Source organism: Pedobacter endophyticus (assembly GCF_015679185.1).
Classification (GTDB): domain Bacteria; phylum Bacteroidota; class Bacteroidia; order Sphingobacteriales; family Sphingobacteriaceae; genus Pedobacter; species Pedobacter endophyticus.
On sequence record NZ_CP064939.1, the window covers coordinates 4,054,773 to 4,074,803 of the forward strand.

Annotated in this window: 21 protein-coding genes; all 21 read left to right on the forward strand. The window is 44.2% G+C overall.

Annotated features, from left to right (window positions below; translation table 11 throughout):
* Positions 1-2 precede the first annotated feature (2 nt).
* Positions 3-299 (forward strand): DUF4133 domain-containing protein, encoded by a 297-nt coding sequence (locus tag IZT61_RS16500; RefSeq protein WP_196098142.1) that lies wholly within the window; start codon positions 3-5, stop codon positions 297-299.
* Complete coding sequence (locus IZT61_RS16505; RefSeq protein ID WP_230383735.1) at positions 280-2,220, forward strand: TraG family conjugative transposon ATPase; 1,941 nt, start codon at positions 280-282, stop codon at positions 2,218-2,220. The genes IZT61_RS16500 and IZT61_RS16505 overlap by 20 nt, the downstream gene beginning before the upstream one ends.
* 580 nt (positions 2,221-2,800) lie before the next feature.
* Complete coding sequence (gene ltrA / locus IZT61_RS16510; RefSeq protein ID WP_196098143.1) at positions 2,801-4,465, forward strand: group II intron reverse transcriptase/maturase; 1,665 nt, start codon at positions 2,801-2,803, stop codon at positions 4,463-4,465.
* The gene (locus IZT61_RS16515) at positions 4,462-5,088 is read left to right on the forward strand and encodes a TraG/VirB4 family ATPase (protein WP_196098144.1); all 627 of its coding nucleotides are present in this window, start codon (positions 4,462-4,464) and stop codon (positions 5,086-5,088) included. The genes ltrA and IZT61_RS16515 overlap by 4 nt, the downstream gene beginning before the upstream one ends.
* A gap of 22 nt (positions 5,089-5,110) precedes the next feature.
* Entirely contained in the window at positions 5,111-5,773 is a 663-nt protein-coding gene (locus tag IZT61_RS16520; RefSeq protein ID WP_196098145.1) for a hypothetical protein, read from the forward strand.
* Complete coding sequence (locus IZT61_RS16525; protein ID WP_196098146.1) at positions 5,770-6,423, forward strand: hypothetical protein; 654 nt, start codon at positions 5,770-5,772, stop codon at positions 6,421-6,423. Before IZT61_RS16520 ends, IZT61_RS16525 begins: the two co-directional genes overlap by 4 nt.
* Before the next feature lie 4 nt (positions 6,424-6,427).
* Positions 6,428-7,090, forward strand: coding sequence for a hypothetical protein (locus IZT61_RS16530; RefSeq protein WP_196098147.1), 663 nt, complete (start codon positions 6,428-6,430; stop codon positions 7,088-7,090).
* Between the two features lie 81 nt (positions 7,091-7,171).
* On the forward strand, positions 7,172-7,942 hold the full coding sequence (locus IZT61_RS16535) for a hypothetical protein (protein WP_196098148.1): 771 nt from the start codon (positions 7,172-7,174) through the stop codon (positions 7,940-7,942).
* A 3-nt stretch (positions 7,943-7,945) separates the two neighbouring features.
* Complete coding sequence (locus IZT61_RS16540) at positions 7,946-9,076, forward strand: plasmid transfer protein (RefSeq protein ID WP_196098149.1); 1,131 nt, start codon at positions 7,946-7,948, stop codon at positions 9,074-9,076.
* A 1-nt stretch (position 9,077) separates the two neighbouring features.
* The gene (gene traK / locus IZT61_RS16545; RefSeq protein WP_196098150.1) at positions 9,078-9,701 is read left to right on the forward strand and encodes a conjugative transposon protein TraK; all 624 of its coding nucleotides are present in this window, start codon (positions 9,078-9,080) and stop codon (positions 9,699-9,701) included.
* Positions 9,698-10,084 (forward strand): hypothetical protein, encoded by a 387-nt coding sequence (locus IZT61_RS16550; RefSeq protein WP_196098151.1) that lies wholly within the window; start codon positions 9,698-9,700, stop codon positions 10,082-10,084. Before traK ends, IZT61_RS16550 begins: the two co-directional genes overlap by 4 nt.
* Positions 10,085-10,090: 6 nt before the next feature.
* Positions 10,091-11,314 (forward strand): conjugative transposon protein TraM, encoded by a 1,224-nt coding sequence (gene traM, locus IZT61_RS16555; RefSeq protein ID WP_196098152.1) that lies wholly within the window; start codon positions 10,091-10,093, stop codon positions 11,312-11,314.
* 6 nt (positions 11,315-11,320) lie between these two features.
* The gene (locus IZT61_RS16560) at positions 11,321-12,160 is read left to right on the forward strand and encodes a DUF4138 domain-containing protein (protein WP_196098153.1); all 840 of its coding nucleotides are present in this window, start codon (positions 11,321-11,323) and stop codon (positions 12,158-12,160) included.
* 6 nt (positions 12,161-12,166) lie between these two features.
* Positions 12,167-14,206 (forward strand): type IV secretory system conjugative DNA transfer family protein, encoded by a 2,040-nt coding sequence (locus IZT61_RS16565; protein WP_230383736.1) that lies wholly within the window; start codon positions 12,167-12,169, stop codon positions 14,204-14,206.
* A gap of 29 nt (positions 14,207-14,235) precedes the next feature.
* Positions 14,236-14,658 carry a hypothetical protein gene (locus IZT61_RS16570; protein WP_196098154.1) on the forward strand — a complete coding sequence of 141 codons (423 nt, stop codon included), beginning with the start codon at positions 14,236-14,238 and terminating at the stop codon, positions 14,656-14,658.
* Entirely contained in the window at positions 14,636-15,262 is a 627-nt protein-coding gene (locus tag IZT61_RS16575; RefSeq protein ID WP_196098155.1) for a M23 family metallopeptidase, read from the forward strand. The genes IZT61_RS16570 and IZT61_RS16575 overlap by 23 nt, the downstream gene beginning before the upstream one ends.
* A complete protein-coding gene (locus IZT61_RS16580) occupies positions 15,255-16,466 on the forward strand; it encodes an ArdC family protein (RefSeq protein WP_196098156.1) in 1,212 nt (403 codons plus the stop codon). Before IZT61_RS16575 ends, IZT61_RS16580 begins: the two co-directional genes overlap by 8 nt.
* 8 nt (positions 16,467-16,474) lie before the next feature.
* The gene (locus IZT61_RS16585; protein ID WP_196098157.1) at positions 16,475-17,275 is read left to right on the forward strand and encodes a DUF4099 domain-containing protein; all 801 of its coding nucleotides are present in this window, start codon (positions 16,475-16,477) and stop codon (positions 17,273-17,275) included.
* Positions 17,276-17,734: 459 nt separating this feature from the next.
* A complete protein-coding gene (locus IZT61_RS16590; protein ID WP_196098158.1) occupies positions 17,735-18,052 on the forward strand; it encodes a hypothetical protein in 318 nt (105 codons plus the stop codon).
* A gap of 25 nt (positions 18,053-18,077) precedes the next feature.
* Entirely contained in the window at positions 18,078-18,941 is an 864-nt protein-coding gene (locus IZT61_RS16595; RefSeq protein WP_196098159.1) for a hypothetical protein, read from the forward strand.
* Between the two features lie 676 nt (positions 18,942-19,617).
* Positions 19,618-20,031, forward strand: coding sequence for a protein-export chaperone SecB (locus IZT61_RS16600; protein ID WP_196098160.1), 414 nt, complete (start codon positions 19,618-19,620; stop codon positions 20,029-20,031).

The window sequence follows — 20,031 nt, forward strand, 5'->3', positions numbered from 1 at the left end:
TCATGCGCAAATATCCAGTTTACAAGGGGCTTCAAAAGCCCCTAGTTTATCGTGGCTTTAAGGGAAAGTTTATCGCATATGGTATCTGTACACTTAGCTTGGGATTGGTTCTAGGAGGATTGAGCGGAGCGCTCGTCAATATATACTTCGGGGGAATTGTAACCATTTTCTCTATCACCGGTGGCTTACTCTACACTTTCTCCAAACAGAAATCCGGTTTGCACGATAAGAAAAGATCCGGAAAAATACACATCCACCCAACTTATTTAAGAAGAGGTTATGGGAAAATCAGAATTTAAATTACCCTATGCCGGGATTGAGGAACTCAGCGGGTTGAACATTCTTTATGGCGAGGCTGGTGAGTTTTCTGTTGTTCTTTCCATTGAAAATCCAGTACTGATCTATTCTGCCGACCCGGCCGCATATCAGGCCTTTCATCTTTTGCTGCTGAACGTGATCAAGATCCTGGGAGAGGGTTATCTCATCCAGAAACAGGATATTTTTGCAAAAAAGAAGTTTTCAGGCAAATCTAAAACCGAGCCCCTGCAACAGAAGTATGATGAGCACTTTTTGGGGAGGGAATATATCGACCATTGCACATATCTTGTTATTACCCGTCAGGTTAAACGAAACGCAATGTACGTTTATGACAAGAAGGCCTTAATGGATTTTCTATCAAATATTACAAAGGTCAGCGAACTTCTTAAAGGTGCATCATTATCACCGGCTTTATTGGACCGGTCAACGCTAGAGCGCTACGTATCACGTATAGTGGCCATGAATTTCTCTTCTAACCATTTTTCGCTGAACAACTTCAGGCCAGGTGATAACGAAATTGGTATCGGTGCAAATTCGGTCAGGTGCATGAGTCTGGTCAACATCGATTCCATTGACATGCCGGAAACTATTGGTCCATTTTTATTGGCAAACGATGGAAAGGGGCTTGAGGAGTTTCCCCTGGATAATCTCTCCTTTCTTTCTTCTGTCCCTGAGATTGAGACCCTGATCTATAACCAGCTGTTGGAAATTCCGTCCCAAGGGATAACGCTGAATAAACTCAAGCTCAAACGCAAAAGACATTCTGGCGTTCCGGATCCAGCCAACCAGATGTGCGTAGAGGATATTGATAAACTTCTCATCGATGTGGCAAGGGAAAACCAGCTTCTGGCAAATGTACATTATTCAATCATCGTCTGTTCACCGGCAGCAAATATTGAGACCAGCTGCAACTATATCGAAGCAAATCTTTTTAAGCAGGGGATCATCCCATCAAAAAATGCTTATAATCAGATGGAGCTTTTTAGGTGCGCGCTGCCGGGAAATGGAGCGGAGCTTAAAAAGTATGATTGGTTTTTAACCACGGCCGATGCGGCACTTTGCTTATTCTATAAGGAAAGGCTGATGAGGGATGAACCTTCGAAATTTTTGATCCGGTTTACCGACCGCAGGGGAATCCCTGTTGGAATTGATCCCGCAGACCTGCCAATGGATAACGGAAGGATTACCAACCGCTCGAAGTTCGTATTGGGCAGTTCGGGAACCGGGAAATCCTTCTTTATGAATTCCCTGCTGGAACAGTATATGCTTTATAATTACGATGTGGTAATCGTAGACGTCGGGCATTCCTATTCTGGGCTTTGCAGCTACTTTGGCGGGAAATATTATACCTACACCGAGCAGAACCCGATTACCATGAATCCTTTTATGATCTCGGAAAAGGAATACAACCGGGAGAAAAAGGATTTCTTAAAAACCCTGCTTGGGTTATTGCTAAAGGGCGCTGACGGCACTGTTTCACAGGTTGAGGATACCGTTTTTTCAAATGTAATTTCAGCCTACTACGCTGATTTTTTTTCGGGTAACCAGAATGCCGGGCTATCTTTAAGTTTTGACTCTTTTTATTATTATTCCGTAGAAAAGATTGCCCGGATCAAGGAAAATGAAAAGGTGTCCTTTGATCTGGATGAGTACCGGTATGTGCTCCGCAAATTCTGCATTGGCGGAGAATATGGCAGACTGCTTAATGAAAATACGAGTGCCTCCAATTTCTCCGAACGTTTTATTGTCTACGAAATCGATTCCATTAAGGAAAACAAGGTGCTTTTTCCAATCGTTACCCTGGTGATAATGGATCTGGTTCTGCAAAAAATGAGACACCGTACAGGGCAGAGAAAAGCGCTCATTTTGGAAGAGGCTTGGGTGCGACGAGAAGTTGCATAAGTGATTGTCTGGCAATGTGACCAGACCTGCTGTTTCGTCAGCAGTAACCTATCGGCACATGCATTATTGGTAACGGTTTTGTATGAAGCTGCCGAGTAAAAAAGCCCTTTCGGATGAAGGAGCATAAGCCGTGAGGCTTAGCAACAATCTTTAGTATCATAAGGTTGGGGCTCAAGGTTGAATGGTATGGCTAACATAAGTGAACTGTCGATTGAACCATCGTAACTTCGCACTAGCCAAAGATACTGATAGGCTATAACCCAAAAGGGAAGCAGTCGGTTATCCCAGTCCAAGCATGGGATACACGAACATTAGCACTGCCGGTGGATAGACAGAGCCTAACCCATTCATTTGTCACTTATGTAGAACTCGGTAAGCCTGTACCGTTCCTGTTTTAATCAGGAAAGCGAACCGCAAGGGAAGCCGATAGCGGTGCGGGTATAAGAACGCGGAAAAAGCGAAGGCCATCCTGTAATGGGCTGGATAGGGGTTTCAATGTCACCCCACGCTAAAGCGGGCAGACTTCCGTATGGTAACTTATTACAATTAACTATTAGAACTTTCAAAAGGAGGAAAGCAAATGAACGTAATTGAAAAATCGTGTGCGCCTTCTGACCAAGTTTTCCACTGGAACAGTATTGACTGGGACAGGTGTGAATCAGAGGTTAGAAAGCTACAAGTTAGACTTGTAAAGGCTCAGAAAGAGTCCAGGCATAACAAAGTGAAAGCTTTGCAATGGCTGCTGACTCATTCGTTTTATGCCAAAGCTTTGGCAGTAAAGCGGGTAACCTCTAACAAAGGTAGGAATACGGCGGGAGTGGACAACAAATTGTGGTCTACCCCAATTGCTAAATCTCGGGCGATCAACGACCTGAAAAGGAGAGGTTATCAACCTCAACCGTTAAAACGGGTTAATATTAAAAAGAGTAATGGTAAAGAACGTCCTCTGGGAATTCCGACTATGAAAGACAGGGCAATGCAGGCGTTGTATCTATTGGCCTTAGCGCCAGTCGCTGAAACAACAGCGGACGGACCATCATATGGTTTCCGTAAGGAACGTTGCGCTCAGGATGCATTGCAGTTTGCACATAGCCTGCTATCAAAGAGTTATTCTCCAGAGTGGGTACTTGAAGCCGATATCAAAGGATGCTTTGATCACATCAGCCATGAGTGGTTACTTGCTAATGTTCCAATGGACAAAAGCATTCTCCAAAAGTGGCTGAAATGTGGTTTCATCTTTAAGAATGAGCGCTTTTCCACTGACGAGGGTACTCCGCAAGGGGGTATCATCTCACCAACTCTGGCCAATATTGCACTGGATGGATTGCAGTCATTGATTGCAAGTAAGTTTAAAATCAGAAAAGTCAACAAGGTGGCAATTGTACCTAAGGTAAAATTGATCCGCTATGCTGATGATTTCATTATCACGGGTAAAACCAAAGAACAATTGGAAACAGAAGTGTTGCCGTTAATTAAGGAATTTCTTGCAGAAAGAGGTTTATCACTTTCGCACGAGAAAACCAAGATAACGCATATTACTGACGGATTCGACTTTTTAGGCTTCAATATTCGTGAGTATGATAATGGTTCTGTTATGACTATACCATCAAAGGCAGGTCTTTTGAAACTATCCGAAAAGATTGGAGGCATCATTCGTGCCAATAAAACCAGTCGCCAGGATGTTCTCATCAGACAATTAAACCCTGTAATAACTGGTTGGGCGAACTACTTTAAAACTAGTTCAGCCTCAGATACCTTTAGAAAAGTTGATTTCCTGATGTTTCACAAGCTATGGTCTTGGGCATTAAGGAGACATCCTAAAAAGGGAAGATACTGGATTTCAGAAAGGTATTTCCGCAGGATCAAGAATAGAAATTGGTGTTTTGCGACCGATACGCCTGGACACGAAGGAACAAGCGAAGTCTTTTCCCTTAAACGAGCGTACGACTTTAAAATACTTAGGCATATTCAGATCAAACAGGATGCAAACCCTTTTGACCAGGAATGGGAACCTTACTTTCAAAAGCGCAAAGTATTTAGAATGCTTGAAACTTTGGATGGTAAAAAGACCCTGTTAGCATTGTGGTTGAAGCAAAACCGTAAATGTGATTTATGTGGTAGGGATATAAATGCGGATGATGAATGGGCTATTAACAAACGCAGGTTTGGTGAAGACATTCGCATCACATTGGTACATAAACCCTGCCGCAGAAGCCACGACCAACTAAAGTTGAGGTTAACATGAGCCGGCTCATATATATGGGCTTTAAGTTGCTTGAGCCGTATGAGGGGAAACTCTCACGTACGGTTCTTAGGGGGGAAAGCGGGAGTAATCCCGCCGACCTACCCGATAAAGCGATCGCCTCTCCACTGATGGCAAACTACATTTTATACCTTTATAAAACCATGAGAAAATTCTGGGGCGAACCTATTGTGGTCACCCAGGAACTTGGAGACATCCTGGGAAATGCAGTTATAAAGGATTCCATTTTGGCCAGTTCAGATACCATCTGTTTACTAGACCAGTCGAAATTTCGGCGTAACTATGAGCAGGTGGCAAAACTGCTCTCCTTAGATGAAGTAGAACAGCGAAAGATATTCACCATCAATGCGCTCGATAATAAGTCTGGCAGAGGAAAATTTAAGGAAGTTTACATCAAGCGGGGTAATACCGGAGAAGTTTACGGGGTTGAGGTTTCGCTGTTTCAGTACCTCACTTTTACCACGGAAAAGCCTGAAAAGACAGCCGTAGAATCTTATGTGGCAAGATACGGATCTTATCCTGCCGGGCTTGAAGCTTTCGTTTCAGACCTCAGATCCAGTGGCCTTGGCCTTGCTGATTTTGTTCGGCAGGTAAATGCCGAATAATTCACAATCTAAATCATTTTTTATGCTTAAGATAATCATCTTTCTATTTTTCGGCTGTTCCGTTGTGTTTGCCTCTGCGCAGATTTATGTTGACCCGACCACAGCAGCAGCAACTGCGGCGCATGCCGGTGTGATGAACAGCGGCCTCTCTAAAACCAGTGATAACCTCACCCTTGTTCAAAGGGCCCAGCTTGCAGTTACCGGACAACTTGGTATTGTAAACGATCTGCAGTCCACCATTTACAGGGGGCTGTCAGAGGTTTCGGGAGTGATGCGTTCGCTGCTTTCGGTCAAGGATATCTCCGAGATCTCCCAAGATATTGTAATTGATGTAAACAAGGCAGTAAGTCTTGCCTCTTCGGATCCTGTCTTGCTTCTTTTTGCTGAGGGCGGCGCCAGGGAATTCAGGACCAGAGCCATCCACCTGGCAGCAGAGGTCAGCGCTTTCGTGCTGAAGGACGGGCGGGATGCGTTGATGGATTCAGGGGAACGGGCAAAGCTGCTCAATAAAATTGTGGTAGAACTTACCATTCTCAGAGGCGTAGCTTACGGGATGTACAGAACGATGTACTGGGCGAAGCAGCGCGGAATTCTGAACTCACTCAACCCGTATGCTGGCTATATCAATATCGATAAACGAATAGCGGACGATATCATCAGGAATTTCAAATCTTTGAGACAATGAAGAAAGCACTTCTTTTTATCCTGCTAAGTTGGTTTTTCCATTCCCAGGCCCAGCTGAATGTCGAGCTTTTACATCAACTTGTCAGAGACAGCAAGACTGAACACGGTAAACAGGCTGATGCCAGAGACAGGCAGGCCGTTTCATCTGCTAATGAGGAAACAAACAAAACACTGATGGTAAGGTTGAAGGATAAATACAGAGAAATCCACTCCCGCTTTAAAACAGTCAGTCTCGCTATTAACGTGGCGCAAATTGGGATCGAAGCTTATCCGCTCTTGAATGATATTGCCAAAAGTCAGGAAAAAGTCTATGAAATGTGCAGGGACGATTCGGCACTCTTGATTCTGGCCATTCGGTCAGAAGCTGAGATGGGTGAACGGGCCAGTTCATTGCTGAATTTTTTATATGCACTGAGCCTGTCGTTTGAAGACATCAATCAGATGAAGCCCAGTGACCGCAAGCTGCTTTTTTCCCACGTACTCACTGAACTTAAAGCCATCGCAGGAGCATCGTTGGGCCTGGCTACAACTCTACAGTATTCTTCGAGGAAGAAAATACTCGATGGGCTAAACCCCTTTTCGGGGTTTATCAATACTGACAAAAAATTGGTGAACGATATCCTGGGCAAATCCCGCCAACTTAAAAACTGATCTTATGAAAATTTTTCTGGGCTTTGTTCTGATTGCCCTTCAAATGCAGGCCGTGGCGCAGCGCGTGGTATTCGACCGTAGCCACTTTAATATCGTGAACGAAAATGGCGCGGTCAGGCTGGCAGCCGAGAACACTTATCACAGTTACTTGAGTGCCATAAATAACAGGCTGTCGGATATCAATGTAAATTTATCCGCTGTAGTAACCGTGCAGTCAATAATCCTTTCTTCGCTCACCCAGGTAGACCAGGGGCTGAAAAGTGCACTGGCAGTCAGGCAGATTGGATCGCTGGTCGCAGAGATTGCAGCTGAAAGCAGCGAAATGACTGAAATGGCCAAATCGGATCCGCATCTGCTACTCTTCGCAGAAGCAGTGTCCCGGCAGCTTAAAGATAGGGGAATCAACCTGTTCTCCGAGGTTTCCGCTTTTGTATTGAAGGAGGGAGAGAACGTGCTGATGGATTTTGAAAAGCGTGACGCGCTGCTTAAAAAAATAGCGCTCGAACTGCGGGTAATCAGGGCATTGGTGTTCAGTATGAAAAAATCCATGTACTGGGCCAAGACAAACGGCGTGCTTCGTTCACTAAATCCATATCAGGGATTTGTCAATCAGGACCTGCGTTTGGGCAATGATATTTTATTTAGGTCCAGATTATTGAGGCAATGAATCATATTAAATCAAAGCCTGCAGCGGCTTGGAGATTAAAATCAGAATGGCCTTAACACTTTTAATATAAAAATATTCAAGATGAAGAAATCACATTTGCTACTGTTTTTATGCCTCTTGGCAATAAACTGTATTGGTCAGAAAAAGATAACTGACAAACACATCACCTATCAGCAGGAACGAATGGTCTTTAAGCAGTGGGATGCGGACAAGTTTACGCCTAAACCCGGATTTTTGGGCCTCAACCCGGAATATTGGATAACCTGGGCGCTCCATCCGAATTATCCCAGGACCGATCTTAGGCCGCTTGGCCCTGTAGGTCCTCAAACCCAGCGGCTCTTGTTTGCCGCGGCCATGCAAAACTCAGACAACACCTATAAGCTTCATGCAGATACCTTGCGCAACACCGCTATCAGCGAAGCGGTCAACTATTCTGGAGCGCTAAGCGCTGCAGACCCCCTCTGGCAAATCTATTACCGAAAGGAGTTTAATGATCTGTTGAATTTCACAGACTCCGACCTGCTGTCAGGGCTGACTCTGGCGGAACAAAACTATCTTTTTTCCACCGGTTTATATGGCTGGTACATGGAAGAAAGCAAAGCGTTACTGGAAAGACTTCAGCTGGCAAGAACTACAAGTATTGACCGTGGATCGCGGATAATTGCCTATCACAGAATGCTTGATGAGTACCGAAGCCTGAGAGCCGTCTGGGAGATGAAAAAGTCAAAAACAAAAACCTATCTGAAGATAAAAGGTGTCGCTGAAAAGCTCAGAAGCGAAACCAGTTCGCCCATGATATCCAGGAGCGATATCCAGATTGCAGACGATATCCTGAAAAAATCCAAACTCTAATTTATGGACTTATTAAATATTTTGACCGGCACTGCCGGTTTTTTTGTGGAGTCGACGCCCGATTCCTTTAAGGAAACATTCAATTTCCTGCAGGGAAACGGGGTATATGAGGAAGGGATGATGCATTTTTTGCATGAGATGAAAAATACAATCTGGACACACTACGATGCGTTCATCGCAGATGCGCAGGCACTCGCCGCTATTTTCATGCTGATATTTTTTGCCATCAAGAGTTATGAGATGATTTCCGGCGATAAGCAGCTGGAGATCATGCCGCTGCTCCGACCCTTTGGCTTAACTATGGTAATCTTGTGGTGGAGCATATTCACCAGAATTCTTGCCTATCCTACTGATGTGGTCGAACAGAAGACCTCAGCGATGTTCGATGGCAGTCAGTCAGAGATAAACGATCTCAGGCTGCAAAGGGCAAAGCTGATGGTGGAGGTCTCTGATCAATTATTGAAGGTCCAGGCAGAGACCGAGACCGCAAAGACCGAAGCGGATACCTGGTATGAGAATGCCTGGGAATCGGTTAGGTCATCTGTAAAAGAAGGATTTTCTGAAGTTTGGAATCCGATAGTGGAGATGAGAAACCGGTTGCAGGTCGGACTCCAGCTGCTGGCGACCTCGCTCCTGGAAACCCTGGCCATTTGGATCCTGAGAGTTTGCACTTATATCATTTTTATCATTCAGATTATCTTTTCAACAATCCTGATCATTCTGGGGCCATTTTCGGTCGCAGTCTCAATTTTACCGGCATTCAGGGATTCGTTTTCGACATGGATCGCAAGGTTCATCTCAGTCAATCTTTATTCCGGCATCGCCTATCTGGTGATGTATGTTGCCTCACTTTTTCAGCATTATGCCCTGGAAGCAGAGATCACCCGGTATCAGGAACTCGTTGGTACGGGAGGCGCTAGCCTGGAAAAACTTGGCTGGTTTGCAGGGAACGGCGTGCTCTCCTTTGGGATGGTGATTGTAACCTTCGTCATTGGTGCACTCACCATGCTGACCGTGCCAAGCATATCGACCTGGATCGTTTCGACTTCAGGGGTGTCTTCGGCAGCAAGTTCAATGGGCAGGGGCGCATCCAGTATGACCCGCGTTGCCGGACAAATGATGGGGGGACTGTGAGATGATTATCAGAAATATCGAATCAAAAATCCGCCTGGCGACCTTTATTTCTTTGGGAAGCTTCATCCTTTGCCTCTGCGTGGTGGCGACAGTCTCATTTTTTGCCTATGGCTATGTGAGAGATTCCAGAAAGAGCATTTATATCCTTGACCCTTCCGGAACGCCGGTCATGGCAAAGCAAACTGATGTGCAGCTGAACCGGGCTGCTGAGTACCGGGCGCATATTGCAAGGTTCCATTCACTTTTCTTTTCTTTAGTCCCGGACGATAAGTTCATAGAGTACCAGATGAAACAGGCCATGTACATGATCGATGAAAGCGGTGCACTTCAATATAATAATCTCAAGGAGAAAGGTTTTTTTACCTCCATTCTTTCTTCATCTGCAGTATTGACCATGCGTACTGATTCCATTTCTTTAGATGAGAAGAGCATGTACTTCCGTTTTTATGGCACGCAGAAGATTGACAGGCGCAGCTCCACAATCACCAGATCTCTAATCACTGAAGGCTATTTGAAGGATCTGGAGACCCGTTCTGACAACAATCCCCACGCGGTGCTCATCACGCGCTGGAAGACGCTGGAAAACAGGGATATTTTGACTACAGAAAAAAATGCTTTCCAATGAAAAAAGTAACGGTTTTATCTGAACTCCGGGCCGAGTTCTCCAGCCTGATTGAAAGAATGCAAAGGGTTCTTGCCGCATTCACTGCAAAAAATCCAAAGCCAATTTTCTGCGTAATGGTAGCGCTTATGTTCTGCTCGCTTTTCCTGTGCTTTACCCTGCTTAGGCTGAAAAATGCCGCGGAACCTAAAAAAACAAAAGTTCTCAGCAAGATCGAGGGAAATCTTGGTGAAATCGGAACTACGGCAGGCAAACTCCAGCGAGTCATTGAAATCAGGTCGGTTTTGCAAGTCTTGCTCGCAAAGGACTCATTGGATAAAAAGGATTCCCTATTAATGGAGCAACTGCTGCTGGAAATTGATAGGTCGATGACCAACAAAAAATAATAAATTATGAAAAAAATCGATTTCAAAAAGCCGCGGTATGCGCTGCCATTAATCTGCCTTCCTTTTTTAATGGTTTTCTTTTATGTCTATAAAAGCAGCTATGGCAAAGATGGCGTAAAGGTGGTAGGGACTGATTCGCTGCAGACCGGTGTGGCAGGCGTTTCCGCCCAGGTCAGGAACCAGGAGCTTTCGGGCAAGCTTGATGCCTTTAGAAATAAATTCAAACAGGCCGATGGTTATACCGCAGTCGGTACCATTGATGAAGAGAACATGCAGCGGGCAGAAGTAAGTTCTTCCTACAACTCAAAGGAAAAGCGGATGCTGGATTCCATCGATCAGGTGCTGAAGGCAAAATATGGGGTGCAGGGCTCCGAAAGTTCTAAAGCAACCAGCCATTTTTATTCCGGAGCAACGTATCCCGGTGACGGGATGTTATCCAGCGCCCGGCAGGACAAAGCGTTAGCCGATGCGCTCTCAAAGATAAAACACGGGAAAACAGATTTCCAGGAACAAAGATCCGAAAAGCTGGAGACCGATCCCATGCAACTTTTCCGTCAGCAGATGGCCCTTGTCGATAGTATGGGAAAGGCAAACGATCCTGCACTAGCGGAAAAGCGGGAGCGGGAACGCCAAAGCAGTATGGCTGAAAAGGAAGAGAAGAGTAAAATAGTCATTTCGGTCAGGCGTTCTATTTCAGCATCAGGCGCTTTTAATACAATCATTTCCTCCGAGCAGCAGCGGCCGATATCAGCAATTATTGATCAGGATATTACCGGATTTTCCGGTTCCCGTTTACGCATCAGGTTGACTGATGATATCCTGGCAGGAAAATTCCTAATCCGAAAAGGTACTTATCTCTACGCCACAATCTCAGGCTTTTCGGCTCAGCGGGTAACACTGATTATTCAGACTGTATTTTATAATGGAGAAATCCTGCCGGTAAACCTGCAGGTTTATGACAACGACGGCCTTCCCGGAATTTATGTTCCCTCATCTGCTTTTCGGGAGTTTACCAGGGATTTAGGCGCTTCCAGTTCGCAGGGGATTACCATTCAGCAGATGGCTGAAAATAACAATCAGATGGTGATGGGGGTACTTTCTAAAATGTTCCAGTCCGCCACCACCGCAGTTAATAAACTTATCCGGTCAAATAAAGTAAAGGTAAAGTATAATACCCAGGTTTATCTTATTGATCCCTCTGAGCTAAAAAGAAAACAACAAACCTATTAAATTTTTATGAAAAGATTATTATTAGTTGCCCATATGCTTCTGCTAAACGCAAGTATTTGGGCGCAGCAGACTGATGCGGTAAATCTCAGCCAGGTTCCAACAGTGGGAATCTCAGGCTCGGTTTCGCTACATTTTATTTCTCCGGAAAAAATCTCCTACGTTGATCTGTCCAGTGCGGCGATGATTGGCGATCTTCCCGAAAAGAATATGCTCAGGGTCAAGGCCGTTCCGGATTCTATTTCTTCACTGCTGTCCGGGAGTGATCCCGGGATAGTGACAGTTGTCGGGGAAAGTTTTATTGCCCAATATAAGCTCGTTTTTCTCAAAGCTTCGGATTCGGGGCAAATATCAACCCAGGTAAATATTTTGTCCTCACACATGAGACCGTTAGATATTTCCGGAATTAGTCTTACCCAAAACGATTTCAGGATTAATACCTTAAGGTTATTAAACGAGCCGAATAAGAGACCCATAAGCATTCAGTCAATGTTTGGGATTTCAATTACAGTGAACCAGATACGCGCTCTGGGAGATTTTGTTATGCTGGACCTTGGCTTTAGCAATGAAACTAATTTACCATTTGATGTAGATGAACTCAGGTTTAAGATTGAAGACAGGAAAATCAATAAGTCTACCAATGTTCAGTCAGTGGAGGTCAGCCCGGTTTTTCAACTTTATCCTTTTGAAAGGTTCAAAAAATCCTACCGGAATATCTATGTGCTGAAGAAGGCAACTTTTCCCGGTGACAAGATATTCAATATTGAGCTTTCCGAAAAGCAGATTTCAGGTCGAAACCTTCGCGTGGCGCTCAGATACTCGGATATGCTGGAGGCGGATACTTTTTAGGCCTGCATGATGGAAGAGAGCAAAGAGCAACAAAGTTTGCACCACTTCCTGCAGTTCGCGATTTATCTGGCAGTATTGCTTGACATATTGATGTTCGTTTACGCGCCAAAATTGTTGGTGGATAAAGTCAATTTCCATAATGGCTTGTCAGGGTTACTGTTTCGCATGTCACGGATAGCGATATATGAAAATCCGTTCTATAGCCGCTTTTTCCTTTTGCTGCTTATTTCCCTGGTATCTATTGGAACCTTAAGTAAAAAGGAAAAGGATTTAAAACCTACGAGAGCCATTATTTATCCTCTGACAGCTGGACTTCTATTGATGGGATCCAGCATTTTTTTCTTTGGAGAGGGTGGGGGGGAGATTTATTACCGTACAAGCTTTTATGACTTGGGCTATATCTTAAGCTTGCTGGCAGGAACTGTTCTGGTACACGTCGCGATGGATAACGTTTCCAAGATCATCAGTTCCTCTTTTGGAAAGGATAAATGGAATACCGAAGAAGAGTCGTTTATGCAGGCAAAGAAACCAGTAAATGGACCTTTTTCTGTCACCATTCCATCCCTGTTTTATTATGGAAAGAAAATCCATTCGGGGTTTATCAATATAGAGAATATTTTCAGGGGCACACTGCTGATTGGCACCCCGGGCTCGGGAAAGAGTTTTGGGATTGTGATGCCTTTTATCAGGCAGCTCATCGCCAAGCAGTTCTGCATATGCTGTTACGATTACAAGTTTCCCGATCTCGGCCAGATAGCCTATTATCATTTCCTGCTTAGAAAGAAACAGGGTAAGCTTTCCGGTTTTGATTTTCATGTAATCAATCTCACCCAAGTCGAGCGAAGCAGAAGAATAAATGTTCTCCGGCCAGATTACATAGTCACGCTGGCAGATGCCGGCGAGACCGCGGAGGCGCTGGTGGAGGCACTGAAGAAAGGCGATAAATCAGGGGGCAGCGATCAGTTCTTTACCCAGAGCGCGGTGAACTTTCTTTCTTCATGCATCTACTTCTTTTCGCAGTACGAAAATGGTAGATATTCGACCTTTCCCCACGTGCTCTCGTTTTTAAACTGCAGCTATGAGCAGATCTTCTCGGTACTTTTCTCAAACCCGGAGCTTAAAAGCCTGCTTTCGCCATTTGCAACGGCCTGGCAAGCAAAGGCCTTCAACCAGTTGGAGGGACAGATAGGAACGCTCAAGGTATTTATTTCCAGGCTCGCGACCAAAGAAACCTTTTGGGTTTTTTCCGGTGATGATTTTAATCTGAAAATTTCTTCAAGGGATGAACCGTCAGTTTTAGTGCTGGCCAATGATCCCAATACCCAGAACATCAATTCTGCCTGCTATTCTGTGGTCCTGAACCGGCTCACCCGGCTCATCAATTCAAAGGGCAACCTTCCCTCAGCGCTAATCATTGATGAGCTGCCAACGCTATTTGTGCACAGGATTGAAAACCTCATCGCAACGGCCAGATCAAATAAGGTTGCGGTGTTGATGGGGCTTCAGGAACTGCCGCAGTTTCAGCAGCAATATGGTAAGGATACTGCTACAACAATCACCTCAGTGGTTGGAAATGTGCTTTCCGGCTCGGTAAGAAACAAAGATACCCTGGAGTGGCTCGAGCGGCTTTTTGGAAAAGTTAAACAGCAGTCGGAAAGCCTTTCTATCGACCGGACCAAGACCTCGGTATCGCTTTCTGAAAAACTGGAATCATTGATTCCCGCAGGCAAAATCGCCTCGCTAAAAGCTGGTGAACTCGTTGGGATGCTTGCAGCTGATGCTGTTGAGGACTATACCGGCAAATACGAAACCTCGGCGATCAATTGCAGGGTTAATCTGGACATGGATTCAATCGCAAGAGAAGAAAAGTCCTATGTGCAGATGCCGGTATATTACGATTTTGGAGGCAAAAAGGAGCAGGTCCTAAAAGAGAATTTTACGCGTATCAACAATGAGGTCAGCCAGCTTGTGAAGCGGTTCAGATCTGAGGGAAGTAATGTTGCTGAAACCCCGAAAGCCTCCTTGGCCGGAGGAATGAAAAGGTAAACAAACTTTAATTTTAAATCCAATTTTTTATGGAAGAACTAACAGGTAAGCTGGTGGCCATTAGTCCCGCGCTTACCAATGATCCGACCTTTAAGCAGGGCCAAATTGGAATTATCGCAATGGCTGATTTGAAATCCGATACCGTTAGCGTTGGTTTTTCATCCGGCGAGATGGGCAGGTATTCTTCAGATGCTCTACTGGTCCTTAAGGATAAAAGAGATCTCTATCAGGATATTATGATAGGGGTAAGGGAAATGGACGGCGATACTTTCAAGCAACTTCTGGACATCAACATGAAGCAGGAACACGCTGATTATGGCCATCAGTCTGCAGCATTGAAGATAGCCCTCAGCAGTCCGGAATTACTAAAACGGAGTACCGTCTCACTGGGAGAGCATCTTTCTATCAAACTGGGAAGTGATATCAGTCATGAAACGGCTTTTGAACGCTAGCGGTTTCATCCCGTTAGTTTTTGTTTTCTCTGTGTGGGTACTCACGGCCAATGCACAACTCTCGATGCCGCTGAACTCAATGAGGATAAATAGCGGCTTTGGAAAAAGGATTCATCCGGTCACGCATAGGTCGGATTTTCACAGCGGGATTGACCTGCGTGCGAGAAATGAGCCTGTGTATGCATTTTTTGCCGGAAGGATATCCGAGGTAGGATATAACCCTTTCCTGGGAAAATTTATCAGGATTGAAAAAGACGGACTGGAGTGCATCTATGGGCATCTGTCGATTTTGCTGGTCTCCAAGGGCGAGCAGGTTGGATCTGGCGAGGTTGTAGCTGTTACGGGAAGTACCGGGCGGGTAGCCGGGGAGCACCTGCACTTCTCGCTGAGACAAAATGGTAAATATCTAAACCCGGTACTCTTCATCCGTGGCTATTACCAGGACAGTACCAATAAAGAAAATAATATGGAAAACACAGTAACCTATAGCTTGCGGCAAAAACTGGAACTGCTTGTCATGATGGAAGAGGTGGCGCTAAACGAGCAGGAAGCGTTGCTGTATGGCGTTGACCTCGCGGACCGGGAGGATCCGGAAGATGAATAAGAAGGAGGTCACTAAGCCAATGCACGTTCAGGTTGCTGAAAGAGTTATAGAAGCTCTGAAGGCTGGTACCGCCCCATGGCAGGTTCCATGGGATGCCGGAGGAATGCCTTTTGAGTTGCCCTACAATTTGCAGAGTGGAAAGCGTTATCGGGGTATCAACTCGATTTCGTTATTGATGAGCGGGCGTGAGGATCCAAGATGGATGACCTACAAGCAGGCAGAGGAAAGCGGATTTCAGGTTCGCAAAGGCGAAAAATCAATGATGATTCAGTTCGTAAAAACCTCGGACGAACGCACCAAGCGCGATACAACAGGCAAGATATTACATGATGAACTGGGGAAACCAATCACAGAAAAGATCCAGCTTTCCCACGCCATCGTACGCAATGCCTATGTGTTTAATGCGGATCAGATCGAGGGAATGCCAAAGCTTGAACTTTTAAAGCCCGTTGGGCTATGGGAGCCGCTTGAACGTGCCGAGAAACTGATTGCTTCCTCCGGGGCGGTTATCAATCACGAAAATTCAGGTAATGCATTTTATGATCCCAAGAAAGATGCGATTACCATTCCCCACAAAGACTGGTTTTCCGAGGGACATAAGTACTATGCCACACTCTTACATGAACTTGGCCATTGGACAGGTCATCAGGATAGGTTGAACCGCGACATGGGCAAAGGCTTTGGCAGTGAAAGTTACGCCAGAGAAGAACTTAGGGCCGAGATTGCCTCGATGCTCTTAGGCCAGGAACTCAGCATCGGGCATGATCCGGGGCAGCATTATGCCTATGTGGAAAGCTGGATATCGATTCTGGAAAACAATCCATTTGAGATATTTTCGGCCTCAATGGATGCCGAAAGGATTTTTGGTTACGTACTTGGCCTGGAGAAAGGAAAAGAACTTTCGACGGATGCAAATGAACTGAGCGTTCTAAAGGCCCCGCCGGATAAAACAGTGAATTATTTAACCACCGGCGATAAAATCCGCTACAATGGTTCTGTTTACGAAGTGCTTGGCCATTTGAAGCAGGGGCGCCTGAAAATGCTGGAAAGCCTGAATGGCAATGCGTTCACCCTTTCCCAGCAGGATAAGCTATACAGTGCACTTTCATTTTTAAAAACGCAAATGGGCAGGGAACAGACCCAGAGCTATGAATACTCGAATCCTGAAAGGTCCGATGACCGCGCTACCGAAATAAATAGATAAACAGTATTATGGAAAAAATGATTATCATGGAAGCTTTGCCGGTTGCAGAGCTCTCCAGACTTGGACTTTATGAGGACGGCAAGCATTTGCTATCCTCCGAGGATATCACAGCCCTTATCGCGGGCAGGCGTACCTCACTGGTCAACCTGAAGAACCTGATTGGTGAGGCTTTCACTATTGAGAGCCTTGACGTGAAACTTTCCCTTCATCAAAGCGCGCGGTGGGGAGATGAGATCATGCTCCACCCGATCTACAAAGAGATTACTTTGGCCAAAGGAATGAACGAAGAAGAACTTTGGCCGATATTGACAGGTGAGCAAACGAATGTGGTTAAGGTATTTCACGATGCTGAAACAGGAGCAGACCACACCCTTGTATTTGAATATGATGGCGAAACGAAAGAATTTATTTCCTACGACCCGCTGAAGGTAATGGTCCCTTTTCAGGTTAATGGTGAAAAACTTGATGAACAGCAGCGCCAGGATTTTGCGCAGGGTAAAATTGTTGAGCTCAACGACGGAACCAAATTTCAGTATATGGCCTCGCTTCCTAAAGGGCTCGTATCTAGCCGATCAGCCCTGATCCTGGCAATGTCTGATGATGGAAAGTCTCCGAGTTTTCTCATAGATGATCTTATGCCACTGAAAATATCCAGCGCTCAAGAGCAGCCTTTCTCACCGGCATTTGAATCTGCATTTTTGGAAATGAGAAAATCGGAAGCTGTAGGGTCTGAGGACAGCCTGCAGATTGAGCTTAATGATCTCAAAAATAGTTACCATAGCCCCTTGGGCCTGGGACCATTGAGGTAATTGGAACGGATATGGGTGGAATTTGATGGATTCTCCTACCATATTCCGGCAGGTCTGCCGGAGGTAACTATCAAGTATGCGTTTCTTTTTTACCAGGAAAGAGATGTGCCTGTCAAACTAATTGACGAAAACCAATCTGCTGATCACTATACCGCCATTGTTTTGGTCGGATTCTGTCCGGATAAAGAAACTATTTCAAGTATTGCCCGACTTTTTTTCAATGCATTATTTAGAACAGCATTCGGTAGGGATCTTCCGGCACGGGTGCTGTCGTGCCGGATATCCCTCTGGCTTAGAAATACTGATGCTCGTTTTTTGCTGATTTCTACCTCCATACATTTTCGTTACGGATCTAAAACGTTTTTATGTCCCGAGGAAATATTCTCTTTGAGCAGATTCTGCAGAATTTCCGGGTTTAGGACTAACGTAGCTATTTTTCTTTAACCAAATTTCAAACCCATGATTCCCGAAATTTTCAGGGAGGATCAAAAAATCAATGTCCGTGTCTTCGGTTTTGAGGTAAATGTCAATTATTGCTATCATTGGCCGTCACGCAGGTCAGACGGAAAGGAACCTCTCGCTGTACATCTTGAGTTCCGTTCAGATTCGAAGGTCATCTCATCAACAGGTTATAAATCGCAATTTCTTTTCTCGGCATTTCTAAAAGACTGTGGATACGCTTCACTCGAAGAACTCTGCACCGCGCTCGGAGAGCATCTGGCCAGAGAAAATGGTTATGAACCTCCGGAGCCTGAGCAGCAGCTCAGCCTGTTTTAATTTTTAACAAATTATCTTATTATTTATGAATGAGCAAAATTTAGAATACCTTAAAAAGAGCCTGGATTATCTTGGCTTTGGAACAAAGCTGAACGATGTCCTGGAGTCGGCAATATCCAGGGAAATCCCTGCATTTACCCTCGGCGTGAACCAAAGCTACACTTCTGCGCAGGCAAAAAAAGGTCCTACAATCGGGAGTGACCAGATGCGGGTTATGTTAAATTTTAACCGGTCCAAACAAAGTGACATGTACTTTCTCAATGATTATGAAGTGACACTTGTGAAGGCGGGAAGTGCGTTGCCAGTCAAGCAGGTCTTTGATCTAGAGCGGGATAACCGAATTACTGCCATGCAGGCTTATAAGTTATTGTCCGGAAATTCACTGGAAAGAGATGTGTACGCTAAGACTGAAAATGGGGAAGCACCCGAAAAGAAAAAAGTCTGGTTTAAACTGAGCTTAGATGTTCAGGATGCTTATGGTAATCATCCGCTAAAAAAGTTTTATCCTGAATTTAATTTTGACCTGTCGGATTCTATCGATAAATATCCGTTCAAAGGTTTAACGGAGCTTGAAAAGGAAGGCATGATGAGGGTTTTAAGAAACGGAAATCTCGCCCAGGCGGAAATGCTGATAGGTAAAAAAACTGTTCCGGTCTTCGTTACCGCCAATCCACAGTTTAAAGGGCTTGATGTTTACGATAAAAATATGGCCATTATCCGCCAGAACGAAATCTTTCCCAAAAAGGCTGAGGAGAATAAGGTTGTCGCTACTGTAGAAAGCGAGACTGAATCACAAAAAAAAGAAATCGATGCTAGGGAAATTGTGGATAGATTCCTTTGGGAAAATGGTCAAGATAACGTTTCTCAAGATGAACAAATAAGTAGGTAGATATAGTAGTGTATCGTTGTCAGACGTGATTCACTTCAGGTACGAATGTTACTTTTAAGATGCGTATTGTTTATTATACAGAAATTCTCTTGGGCATTTTACCCTTACATTCATTTGGATAATTCAAATTGCGGTAAATATCATTTACATGTGGGAATGTGCGACATCTTTAAAATTTAATTCTTACAATGGATAACATGCTATAAACTTTTTTAGTCTTTTTTTCGTATATTGATGTATCTAGCTGGCCAAGAAAACCAACAGTTGTTTTTTTGTTAAAATCTGAATTAGATTTGGATTTATTGCGCTTTTTAGGTAGAATTGTTTTGTTAAAAAGACGCGCTTGATAATTTGTTAAAAAGGTTTACCTTTGCAAACCTTTTCACGGGAAGCGTGTTAATTAATGTATACCGAAAAGATTGTTCAATTATGGAAACGATGTTAGAAAAACTAAAAACAAAATTTGCACTCCAGTCGAGAGCAGAAATTTTAGAGACATGGAATTCTGGAAATGAATGGGATAATCAGGAAACTAAGGCTAACGATTATCTAAGCCATGTAAATATATCGGTCGGAGTGGAGGTTCCGAAGGTAAATTTTGAAAATGTTAAAATTAATGATAATTTAGGTTCGAGTTTATACTCGAACCTTTTTTTTTATATTAATATTCTAACTAATGCAATCAGCCTCATTTCAATTAAGAGATTATCAATTCATTAAAGTAGATCTCAATAATTCCTCTATAAAAAATAACGATATAAATATCTCTTTTGATGTAGCCGGTATTTACTTTCCTCAGAAAAATAATTATGAATTAACATTTAAATCTTCAGCGAGAAGCGAAGGGGAGGAAATGAGTTTCATATCTGTTACATGCTTAGCCAACTTCTCATTCGATAATGTTGGTTCTCTGGAAGAAATACCTGATTATTTTTATCAAAATGCAATAGCAATCGTTTTTCCGTATCTAAGGGCTTTTATTAGTCTTATTACCACTCAGGCAAACGTACGTCCTGTGATTCTTCCCACATTAAATCTTTCACAGTTAACCACACCTCTAAAAGGAAATACTACAACACAAAGCAATTAA